The organism is Pseudomonas sp. IzPS59 (genome assembly GCF_014863505.1).
Taxonomy (GTDB): Bacteria; Pseudomonadota; Gammaproteobacteria; order Pseudomonadales; family Pseudomonadaceae; genus Aquipseudomonas; species Aquipseudomonas kribbensis.
On sequence record NZ_CP062251.1, the window covers coordinates 2,506,524 to 2,517,827 of the forward strand.

At 62.7% G+C, this 11,304-nt stretch carries 6 protein-coding genes; 2 read left to right on the plus strand and 4 right to left on the minus strand.

Annotation, left to right across the window (positions count from 1 at the left end; genetic code table 11):
* The first annotated feature begins 23 nt into the window (after positions 1–23).
* The gene (locus IF189_RS11375; RefSeq protein WP_192553304.1) at positions 24–545 is read left to right on the plus strand and encodes a hypothetical protein; all 522 of its coding nucleotides are present in this window, start codon (positions 24–26) and stop codon (positions 543–545) included.
* 161 nt (positions 546–706) lie between these two features.
* Here the strand turns inward: IF189_RS11375 and IF189_RS11380 are convergent, their stop codons facing one another.
* The 4 genes from IF189_RS11380 to IF189_RS11395 form a co-directional block, all read right to left on the minus strand.
* The gene (locus IF189_RS11380; protein ID WP_192553305.1) at positions 707–1,186 is read right to left on the minus strand and encodes a copper chaperone PCu(A)C; all 480 of its coding nucleotides are present in this window, start codon (positions 1,184–1,186) and stop codon (positions 707–709) included.
* Entirely contained in the window at positions 1,186–1,791 is a 606-nt protein-coding gene (locus IF189_RS11385; RefSeq protein WP_119426602.1) for an SCO family protein, read from the minus strand. Before IF189_RS11385 ends, IF189_RS11380 begins: the two co-directional genes overlap by 1 nt.
* A gap of 156 nt (positions 1,792–1,947) precedes the next feature.
* Positions 1,948–3,360 (minus strand): AdeC/AdeK/OprM family multidrug efflux complex outer membrane factor, encoded by a 1,413-nt coding sequence (gene adeC, locus IF189_RS11390; protein WP_192553306.1) that lies wholly within the window; start codon positions 3,358–3,360, stop codon positions 1,948–1,950.
* 60 nt (positions 3,361–3,420) lie between these two features.
* Positions 3,421–4,215: a helix-turn-helix transcriptional regulator gene (locus IF189_RS11395; RefSeq protein WP_085708573.1), complete on the minus strand. Its 795-nt coding sequence runs from the start codon at positions 4,213–4,215 to the stop codon at positions 3,421–3,423.
* A 492-nt stretch (positions 4,216–4,707) separates the two neighbouring features.
* On the opposite strand from IF189_RS11395, the gene IF189_RS11400 reads away from it, so the two are divergent.
* Entirely contained in the window at positions 4,708–11,118 is a 6,411-nt protein-coding gene (locus IF189_RS11400) for a non-ribosomal peptide synthetase (RefSeq protein WP_192553307.1), read from the plus strand.
* The last annotated feature ends 186 nt before the right edge of the window (positions 11,119–11,304 follow it).

An 11,304-nucleotide genomic window follows, 5' to 3' on the forward strand; every position in this document is an offset into this window, starting at 1 on the left:
GCGTGAATCCTCAAGGAATCGACATGCGTAAAAGTGCCAATGGTGACAATCCCACAGTGGTGACGCTGGTGAACGGTGAAATCCGCCGCGAAACCCACATCAGCTTCAGCTCGGCTTCGATCATCAATGGCGAGATTCGGGTCCAGTCTGTGGAAGGCAACCAGATCCAGGTGCAAATGCCGGGTATGGATGTCGCCTTGCGTTTTGATCTGGATGGCGTTCAGCAAGTGCCAAATATTGAACCTGAACCGATCGAAGACAAACAGACGCCTGCCGGCAAGTCCTTGTCGGTGTTCAACTGGAAGACGTTGCTGATCACCTTTTTCCTGTGGGTTTTTGTGGGTTTGTTTTCAGGCGCGCTGGGATTCTTCGTGGCCGCGGGTTATTTCGGTTACCAGTGGCGGCAGGTGGCCAAGCGCAAGAAGCTTCTGGCGAATGGGCCGTCAATGCAGTCAGCCTCCATTCATTCGCAAGATCGCGCTCAAGCCAATCCTTCAAAGCTATCCAGGCAGAACGTGCGGGATGCGTTGGCGCGCCATCGCTGAGTTCGATTGTCTGATGTACTGTCCATTACCGAAAATCCGGATGCCTTTCGCCACCATGTCGAATTGAAACTGGCCTGACACCCAGACGCAAACGGGGCGGCATGATCGTCGATCATGCCGCCCCGTTTGTTTTTTGAAGCCGTAACGCGGTCAGCCAGCGATCAATGCATCTTGCTGTGATCGTGGCCTTCCATGTTGGTCAGCGAGCGCACCGGCGCCTGGACTTCGATGGCCTGTTTTTCGCCCTTGGCGTTTTCCACGGTCAGGGTTAGCGGCACGGTGTCGCCTTCCTTCAGTTGACCGTTCAGGCCCATCAGCATCACGTGGTAGCCGTTCGGATCGAGCTTCACAGCCTTGCCGGCCGGCAGGTCGACCGAGTTGACCGGGCCCATGCTCATCACGTCGTTCTTCATGGTCATTTCATGAATCTGCACGTTCTTGGCCACCGGCGAGGCAACACTGAGCAGCTTGCTGTCGCTGTCGGCGGTGACGGTCATGAACGCGCCGCTGGCCGACTGGTTTGGCACGGTTGCACGGACCCAGGCGTCATCGACCCTGGTCTGCGCGGAAACCTGGAAGGCCAGGCCCAGCAGGGACAGGCCCAGTGCGGCACGTTTGATGTTGTTCAGGAAAGGGTTCATCAGCAGACCTCCATGACGGTTTGCAAATCTTCCGTACACTCTTGTGCAGAAAGCGATTGGGACAGACCCACGCGCAGGTTGCCGCGGGTGTCATAGACATAACTGGTAGACGTGTGCGACAGGGTGTAAGTGTCGCCGGCAGGGACTTTCTCGTAGAAAACGTCGAATTCCTTGGCGGTGGCCTTGGTTTCCTCGAGGGTGCCGTAGAGGGCGACGAAGCTCGGGTCGAAGGTCTTGACGTAGGCGTCGAGGATTTCGGGCGTGTCGCGTTCCGGGTCGAGGGTGATGAACACCACCTGCAGGATGTCGCCATCCTTGCCCATCAGCTTCTTGATTTTCGCCGCGCGGGCCAGGGTCGTCGGGCAGACGGCCGGGCACTGGGTGAAACCGAAGAAAATCATCGGCATCAAGCCACGAAAGCTCGACAGCGTCACGGTGTTGCCTTCGGTGTCCTTGAGCTTGAAGGTGCGTCCGAGGATCTTGTCGCTCAGATCCTTGCCGTACTTGTACGACAGTTGGCCACGGGTGTCGCAGCCGGCGAGCAGGCCCAGGCCGAGCACGCCCATTCCCGCAAGCACCTTGCGGCGAGTCAACAAAGCCGTCATCTAATACCGCCTTTTGCAGCCCGCCGGTCAGCAAGACAGGCGGGGGGTTAACCGTAAAAGCGGCGCATGATACCAAAATGAACCGGCAGGTCGGTTTTTGATCACCGACGGATGTCAGATCTGGCGACAAAAGGTGTAAGAAAACATGACCTGCGGTTATTGCGGCGACGGTTCGACCGGGCTCCAGCTACCGCCCAGTGCGGTGTACAGGTTCACTTGCGCCACCAGTTGCGCCAACCGGTCGGAGATCAGACCTTGCTGCGAACTGAACAGCGAACGCTGGGCATCGAGAAACGTCAGGCTGCTGTCGACACCGGTCCGGTAGCGGTGCTGCGCCATGTTGTAGTAGTCCTGAGTCGCCTGCACCAGATCGCGCTGGGCCTGTAGCTGTTGCTGATAGGTTTCCCGCGCGGCGAGACCGTCGGACACTTCCTGAAAGGCGGTCTGAATGGTCTTTTCGTATTCGGCGACCGTGATGTCCTTCTGCAGCTTCGCGTAATCGAGGCTGGCGCGCAGGCTGCCGGCGTTGAAGATCGGCAGGTTGATCTGCGGCTGGAAGGTCCAGGCGCCGGAGCCGCCCTTGAACAATCCCGACAGGTCCCGACTCGATGTGCCGGCATTGGCCGTCAGGCTGACACTGGGAAAAAACGCCGCCCGGGCTGCGCCGATATTGGCGTTGGCAGCTTTCAGCTTGTATTCGGCCTGGAGAATGTCCGGCCGGCGTTGCAGCAGATCCGACGGCAACCCGGCCGGTACTTGCGCCACCAGATCACTGGCCAGTGGTCGTGCCGGCAGAGTCTCCGGAACCGGCGCACCGACCAGCAAGGTCAGGCTGTTCAAGTCCTGGGCCACCTGGCGTTGATAGCGGGCAAGACTGGCACGGGTGCTGTCGACACTGGTCTGCGCCTGGATCTGGTCCAGCGCCGAAGATTTGCCGGCCTCGCGATTGCGGGTGGTCAGGCGCAGGCTTTGCTCGTCGGCGGCCAGGGTTTCCTGGGCCAGGGCCAGCAATTCCTGATCGGCGCGCCAGGTCAGGTAGGCATTGGCAACGTTGGCCACCAGGCTCAGTTGCGCGCTGCGGCGGGCTTCTTCGGTGGCCAGCCAGCTCATCAAGGCCTGCTCGCTGAGGCTGCGGACCCGGCCAAAGAAATCCAGTTCGTAGGCGCTGATGCCAAGGTTCGCCGAGTAGGTCGAGGTGATCGCCGCTTTGGTTTTGGTCACGCTGGCCGGCACCCGTTGCCGCAACTCATTGGCATTGGCTGAAACCGCCGGCAACAGATCGGCGCGTTGAATGCGGTATTGCGCCTGGAATGCTTCGACGTTCAGCGCGGCAACCCGCAAGTCACGGTTGTTGACCAGTGCGCTTTCAATCAATTGCTGCAACGCCGGGTCATTGAACAGCCCGCGCCAGTCCTCGACAGCGGTCGTGGTCTGGGTTGACGCAGGGTAGGCGGGGCCGTTTGGATACTGCGCCGCGTTGGGTGACGCCGGACGCTGGTAATCGGGAATCAGCGAGCAGCCGCCCATCAGCAACGCCATGGACAGCAGGGAGATCGGCAACCTGGACATCAAACAGCCTCGTTCACAAATAGGAGTGGGCGCGAAGGCCCGTGATGAGAAAACGCCGGATCAGGCCCCGGCCATCCATTTCGCCAGACCGTGACGCCCACTGACCCCGAGCTTGGCCGCCGCGCGCTTGAGGTAGGTCTCGATCGAGCTGTTCTTGACCCGCAACCGCTCGGCCATCTGCGGCACGGTGCCGCCGGTCAGCAGGCCCAGGCAGACTTCCTTCTCGCGCACGGACAGGGTGATGTCGCCCAGTGCCAGGCGCTCGTCGAACACCTGCTGCAACGGTGTCTGCTCCTGATCGGCCTGGAGTGGGCGCGGCTGTCTGGCGATGATTTGCCGACGGATCTGCGCGTGACGCTCGATCAACGGCAGCAGGGTATCGGACAGGCTTTTGAGAAACGACAGCTCCGGCAGGGAAAACACCCGGTGCGTGTGAGGGCGGCAGAACGAGATGACACAGCGGCGGTTGGAGGTGCGTGACACCAGATTGCACTGGTGGACGCTGTGGTGCGGGTGTCGTTGCTGCAGCGAGGCCTTGAGTTGAATCAGCAGCGAGTCATTCATCTCGATCATCTTCTGCAACAGCGGATGATCGTCCTGACATTGCAGCGGGTCCGGGGGCGGGAAGGTATCCGGCAAACCGGCGCTGCCCAGGGCCTTGATCTCGACCACGCTGGCCTCGCGCTCGTCGAGTGTCCATTCGCTGAGATCGACCCGGTTGACCGGCACCAGGGTGTCGACCAACTGAAACATGTTGGAGGCGAATCGTTCGTTCCCCGTACTGGCGATCAACTCGCCCAGTTGCCAGTAGAAGTGCGGGTTTTCCATGTTGCGAAGACTGCCGGTCAGATTCATATCCTTGTCATCCCTGATTTAAAGCCATTGCCGAATCATCTGCCGTGCATGCACCTGTGAAGCCGCCAACCCAGCGTTTCTCCTTGAAATCGATCTGGAGCGGGATTTAAGCCTATGCATTTGTCCTACGTCTGTAGGGGAAAACGGGGACACAAAGTGCCACTAATTCCGAAAAAATGGCGTCACGTTTCTGTCAGATCAATGTGTAAGGGCTCGTAGTTCGTGACTGTACGGTCTAGTGGGAACCCCGAAATCCGGGGCTCGGACCGCCGCGTCCCACATTTGCGAGGCGCTGGTCGGTAGCAGCGTGTGGCGATTGTCCTACAGGATTTTCAGCCATTTCTTTCCGAACTTTCGGGGGAATAACTGACTTGTCCGGGGCTGGCGCCCCTCGGGGCGGGGTAAAGAGGGGGGAGTTGTCCGGGTTTCACGTGTCATGCGGGTTTCGGGGCCGATGCTTGAATACGCGCCAAATCACATGAGACGGATCTTATGAACCAATTTGCTGCCGATGCGGCGGACGGTCTGTCCGCGATTTCCGAAGCCTTCCCGCTGACCGCTGCCCAGCGTGACATCTGGCTCGATCAACTGCGTCAGGGGGATTCGCCGGTGTACAACATCGGTGGTTATGTCGAGATGACCGGCGCCCTTGATCCTGAATTGATGCACGCGTCCCTTGAAGGCCTCGTGGCCCGGCATGACGCCCTGCGCACCAGTCTGCTGCTGGGTGCCGGTGAGCACGGTCTGCCGTTGCAGCGTTTTGCAACCTCGATGCCGGTGCCGATGCCGTTCCATGACTTCAGTGCCCATCCAGAGCCGGAGGCGGCGGCGCGCCGGTTGACTCAGGAGCGCATCGAACAGCCGTTCACGCTGGACGGCGGGCCGCTGTTCCGTTTCTGCCTGATCCGTCTCGATGATCGCTGCCATTGGTTTTCGCTCCAGGCCCATCACCTGATTGTCGATGGCTGGGGCTTTGGCGAAATGCTCAAGTCCCTCGACGAGATCTACAACGCCCTGGCGCTCGGGCAACAGCCGCCGGATTCGGCGCCGTCCTATATCGACTTCATTCATGACGACGCACGGTATTACGAGTCCGCCCGCTATGCGCGTGACCGTGCGTACTGGCTGGACAAATACCGGCATCTTCCCGAACCGCTGTTGTTGCCGCGCTATCAGGAACGCTTTGCCGGCGCGACGGCACCGACGCGGATTTTCTCGCAGGTCTTTCCGGCCCGCCTTCACGACCGCATGAAGCAGGTGGCCGCAGAGTACGGGGCTTCGGCGTTGCACTTTCTGCTGGCGGCGATGCATGCGTACTTCAGCCGCATTGGCCAGCGTGATGAATGGGTGGTGGGCTTGCCGTTGCTCAATCGTTCCGGGGCCCGTTTCAAGTCGACCCTGGGGCTGTTCACCCAGGTCAGCGCCGTGCGCATGGGGTTCGGGCGCGAGCTGGCGTTTGGTGCGCTGGTCAAGGCCGTTCGCGATGAGCTGAAACAGGATTTCCGCCATCAGCGTTTTCCCCTGAGTGAGATGAACCGTGCGCTGGGTCTGCTGCGCGAGGATCGATCACAGCTGTTCGAAGTGACCGTCTCCTACGAGCGGGACGCCCATGAATACCGGTACGGAGAAGCCCGGGGGCGGGTGGTCAAAGTGTCCAACCATGAAGAGGGCACGCCGCTGTCCGTGCACCTGTTGAGCAGCCGTGGCGACGAAGAGGACAGTTTGTACATGGTGTACAACGAGGCCTACTTTGACGCGGAAGAAATCGCGGCGCTGTGCGGCCGATTGCTGTGGGTGCTGGAGCAGGGGCTTGAAGATACTTCGCTGGCGGTGGGCGATTTCAGCCTGAACCTGCCGGCCGAGTCGGCGTTGCTGCAAGAGTGGAATGACACCCGCACTGATTACCCCGACGGGCTGACCATTCATCAGCGAATCGAAGCGCAAGCGGCGATGCGGCCGGATGCGGTGGCGGCAGAATCCCAGGGGCAACGGCTGACCTATGCCGAACTGAACCGAAAGGCCAACGCCCTGGCCCATCATTTGATCGGGCTCGGTGTGCGGCCCGATGACCGCGTGGCGCTGGTCGCCCGCCGAGGGCTGGACACCTTGGTCGCGTTGCTGGCAATCCTCAAGTCCGGCGCCGGTTATGTGCCGGTCGATCCGGCCCATCCTGCGGAACGTTTGAGCTATTTATTGAGCGACAGCGCGCCGGTCGTGGTCCTGACCCAGCGCAATCTGCGTGAACGTCTGCCGGTGCTGAACGTGCCGCTGATCGACATCGACTCGCGTTCCTGGCCGGTCAACGATCTCAACCCCGACGTCTCGGGCCTGACCACCGGGCATCTGGCCTACGTGATCTACACCTCCGGTTCTACCGGCCAGCCCAAAGGCGTGATGGTCGAACATCGGACCCTGTCGAATCTGGTGGACTGGCATTGCACGGCTTTCGACCTGGGCGCGGGTGGCCACACCTCGAGCCTGGCCGGCTTCGGCTTTGACGCCATGGCCTGGGAAGTCTGGCCCGCACTGTGTGCCGGCGCGACCCTGCACCTGGCGCCGTCCCGCGACGGTGGCGAAGACATCGACGCGCTGCTCGACTGGTGGCGCGCACAACCGCTGGACGTGAGTTTCCTGCCAACGCCGATTGCCGAGTACGCCTTCAGTCGCCACCTCGAACACCCGACCCTGCGCACGCTGCTGATCGGCGGTGATCGCCTGCGTCAGTTCAATCGCGAGCAGACCTTCGCGGTGATCAACAACTACGGCCCGACCGAAGCGACGGTGGTCGCCACCTCGGGTCGCATCGAACCGGGCCGGACGCTGCACATCGGCAAACCCGTCAGCAACGCCACGACCTATCTGCTGGATGACCGACAGCGACCGGTGCCGATTGGCGTGGCCGGTGAGCTCTACGTCGGTGGTGCCGGGGTGGCGCGGGGTTACTTCAACCGGCCGGAACTGACCGCCGAACGCTTTCTCGACGATCCGTTCAGCCGCCAGCCCAACGCGCGGATGTACCGCACCGGCGACCTCGCACGCTGGCGCCCTGACGGCACTATCGAATACCTGGGCCGCAACGACGATCAGGTGAAAATCCGTGGTGTGCGCATCGAGCCCGGCGAAATCGAAGCGGCGTTGAGCAGTCATGAGTCCGTGCGTGATGCGGTGGTGCAGGTGCGCGACGGGCAGTTGCTGGCCTGGTTCACCGAACACCAGCCGCTGGACATCACGCAATTGCATGCCCATCTGCAAACCCGTCTGCCCAGCGCGATGCTGCCATCGGCCTACGTGCGCTTGACGGCGTTGCCCCTGACCGCCAACGGCAAGCTGGATCGTCAGGCGTTGCCGGCTCCGGGGCCGGAGGCGTTGATCCGCCGCGAGTACGAGGCCCCGCAAGGCGACGTCGAAATCCTCCTGGCGCAGATCTGGGCCGAGGTGCTGCAAGTCGAAAAGGTCGGGCGTCACGATCACTTCTTCGAACTGGGCGGGCATTCGTTGCTGGCGGTCAACCTGATCGAACGCATGCGCCAGCTCGGCATGAGCAGCGACGTGCGCGTGCTGTTCGGCCAGCCGACCCTGGCGGCACTTGCCGCGTCGGTGGGCAGTGGTCGCGAAGTTGAAGTGCCGGCCAATCGCATTCCGCCGGGTTGCACGCAGATCACCCCGGAGCTGTTGCCGTTGGTCGAGCTGGATCAGGCCACCCTCGACAGAATCATCGCCACGGTGCCGGGCGGGGCGGCCAACGTGCAGGACATTTATCCGCTGGCGCCGTTGCAGGAAGGCATCCTCTATCACCACATCACCGCCGCCCAGGGTGATCCGTACCTGCTGCAATCGCAGCTGGCGTTCGACAGCGTCGAGCGGGTCGAGGCCTATGCGGCGGCGTTGCGTCAGGTCATGGCGCGGCACGATATCCTGCGCACTGCAGTGGTCTGGGAAGGGTTGACCACGCCAGTGCAGGTGGTCTGGCGCCAGGCTGAATTGCCGGTGCAGGAAATCATGCTCGACCCGGCCGAGGGCGATGTCCTCGCGCAATTGCACGAGCGCTTCGATGCCCGGCGTTATCGCATCGACGTCAGTCAGGCGCCGCTGATCCGGCTGATGTATGCCCGCGATCCGGCCCATGGGCGGATCGTGGCGATTCTGTTGTTCCATCACCTGGCGCTGGATCACATCGCCCTGGAAGTCTTGCGCCATGAAATGCGCGCCAACCTGCTGGGACAGGGCGAGCCGTTGCCGCCGGCGGTGCCGTATCGCAATTACGTGGCCCAGACCCGGCTCGGTGTCAGCGAGCAGGAACACGAAGCGTTTTTCCGCGAAATGCTCGCCGACATCGACGAGCCGACCCTGCCGTTCGGTTTGCAGGACGTGCAGGGCGATGGTCGCGGCATCGACGAAGCCGTGCGAACCCTTGCGCCTGAACTGGACCGCCGCTTGCGCCTGCAAGCGCGGCAGGCAGGCGTCAGCGTGGCCAGCCTGATTCACCTGGCCTGGGCGCAGGTGCTGGCAGCGACCTCGGGGCAGGAACGTGTGGTATTCGGCAGCGTGTTCATGGGCCGCATGCAGGGCGGCGAGGGCGCGGACCGGGCGCTCGGGGTGTTCATCAACACCCTGCCATTGCGGGTGGACATGGACCGGGGCGCGCGTGATGCCGTGTTGCTTACCCACGCCCGACTGACCGACCTGCTCGGGCACGAGCATGCATCGCTGGCGCTGGCCCAGCGTTGCAGCGGCGTCGCGTCGCCGGCACCGCTGTTCAGTGCGTTGCTCAACTATCGGCACACCGACCTTGAGGTGCAGGAATCGACGGCGGATCCGGCCTGGCAAGGCATCCAGACGCTGGAGAACGAAGAACGCACCAACTACCCACTGACCTTGAGCGTCGATGACCTGGGCAGCGCCTTGCAGATCACCACGCGAACCCTGGTCAGCATCGGCGCCCGGCGCATCGGCGACTACGTGCAAACCGCGTTGCAGGCGCTGGTCGATGCGCTGGAGCAGACACCGCAACAGCCGTTGAATCGCTTGTCGATCCTGCCGGCAGCGGAGCTTGAACAACTGCTGGTCGAGTTCAATGCCAGCGAAGTCGATTGCCCGGTCGATCAGCCGCTTCAGGTGTTGTTCGAGCAGCAAGCGCAACGCCGACCCGACGCCATCGCCTTGCAGGCTGGTGAACAACAGCTGACGTATCGCCAGTTGAATGAGCAGGCCAACCGCTTGGCGCATCATTTACGCGAGCACGGCGTGCAGCCCGATTCCCGGGTGGCGATCTGCGTCGAACGCAGCCTGGACCTGATAGTCGGCCTGCTCGGCATTCTCAAGGCGGGCGGCGCGTATGTGCCGCTGGATCCCGACTATCCGCTGGAACGCCTGCACTACATGTTGCAAGACAGCGCGCCAGTGGCGGTGCTGGTGCACGAAGCCACCCGCAATCTGCTGGCTGATCCGGGTGTGCCGGTCATCGATTTCGACCATTGCACCTGGCAGCACGCTTCCGCCGACAACCCGCACGTATCGGGTTTGAGTGCCGCGAATCTGGCCTACATGATCTACACCTCCGGCTCTACCGGCACGCCGAAGGGCGTGATGATCGAGCACCGAAGTGCCTGCAACATGGTGCACTGGGGTTCGCAGATCAGCCCGCCGACCGGGCACGGTGCGCTGTTGCAGAAGGCGCCGTTCAGCTTCGACAGTTCGGTGTGGGAGATCTTCTGGCCGCTGTGTTCAGGCCTGCGGCTGGTGCTGGCGCGTCCCGACGGCAACCGCGATTCGGCCTATGTGACCCAGGTGATTCGAGAACGGCAGATCACCGTGGTCAAGTTCGTACCGGCGCTGCTGCAACAGTTCATCGAGCAGGACGATGTCAGCCAGTGCACCAGCCTGACCGACGTGCTCAACGGTGGCGGTGAACTGACTGCCGCACTGGCCCGGCGCGTCCGCGAGCGCCTGCCATGGGTGCGTCTGCATAACGTCTACGGGCCGACCGAAACCACGGTCGACAGCACCGGCTGGACGCTTGAACCCGATCAATCGGTGCCAGAGGCCGTAGTGCCAATCGGCAAGGCCCTGAGCAACACCCGGCTCTATGTGCTGGATGCCCACGACCAACCGGTGCCATTCGGCGTCAGCGGTCACCTGCACATCGGCGGCGTCGGGGTCGCGCGGGGTTATCTGGGACTGCCGGACATGCAGGCCGAGCGCTTCATCGACAGCCCGTTCGTGGCCGGTGATCGCCTGTATCGCACCGGCGATCTGGTGTGCTACCGGGCGGACGGCAACCTCGAGTTCCTCGGGCGCAACGACTTCCAGGTCAAGCTGCGTGGCCTGCGTCTGGAGCCGGGGGAAATCGAGGCGCGGCTGATCGAGCATCCGGCCGTGCGTGAAGCCGTGGTGCTGGTGCGCGACGAGCGACTGGTGGCGTATTTCACCGTGCGCGATGGCTTCGACGCGCCACGTATCGAAAGCTTGCGTGCCCACGTGCTGGAGCGTTTGCCGGAGTACATGGCGCCGGGTGCCTACGTGAGGCTCGATGCGTTGCCCCTGACCCCCAACGACAAGGTCGACCGCAAGGCCTTGCCGGCACCGGGGGCGGAGGCAGTGCTCAGTCGTCGCTACGAGGCACCCGAAGGCGAAGTCGAAATCCGGCTGGCGCAGATCTGGGCCGAGGTGCTGCAACTGGAGCAGGTCGGGCGCAACGATCACTTCTTCGAACTCGGCGGGCATTCGTTGCTGGCGGTCAGTCTGGTGGCGCGCATGCGTCAGGCCGGGCTGCACGTCGATGCCCGCACGCTGTTCAGCCAGCCGACCCTGGCGGCGCTGGCGGCCCAGACTTCGGCGCAGGCCAGGCAGGTGGAAGTCCCGCAAACCACCATACCGACGCTCAACCGCAAACGCCGGCTCTGAGCCGACATCGGCGTCGATTCGCGGTTCCCGCGGATCGACGCCATGACTGGCCGGTCACGGGGCTTGTCCCCGCTTCCCATGTCAGACACCCAAGCCCCGATGTTTTAGCTTTTCCGGGCTGCGCGTGGCCGCACGGATTCGCCGCTGCGCGCTCCTTTTTTCCCGAATTTACAGCAGGTTACCCCC

Excerpts from the sequence above, each read along its gene's own strand:
- IF189_RS11375 (WP_192553304.1), top strand. The coding sequence starts at position 24 with ATGCGTAAAAGTGCCAATGGTGACAATCCCACAGTGGTGACGCTGGTG.
- IF189_RS11380 (WP_192553305.1), bottom strand. The coding sequence starts at position 1,186 with ATGAACCCTTTCCTGAACAACATCAAACGTGCCGCACTGGGCCTGTCC.
- IF189_RS11385 (WP_119426602.1), bottom strand. The coding sequence starts at position 1,791 with ATGACGGCTTTGTTGACTCGCCGCAAGGTGCTTGCGGGAATGGGCGTG.
- adeC (WP_192553306.1), bottom strand. The coding sequence starts at position 3,360 with ATGTCCAGGTTGCCGATCTCCCTGCTGTCCATGGCGTTGCTGATGGGC.
- IF189_RS11395 (WP_085708573.1), bottom strand. The coding sequence starts at position 4,215 with ATGAATCTGACCGGCAGTCTTCGCAACATGGAAAACCCGCACTTCTAC.
- IF189_RS11400 (WP_192553307.1), top strand. The coding sequence starts at position 4,708 with ATGAACCAATTTGCTGCCGATGCGGCGGACGGTCTGTCCGCGATTTCC.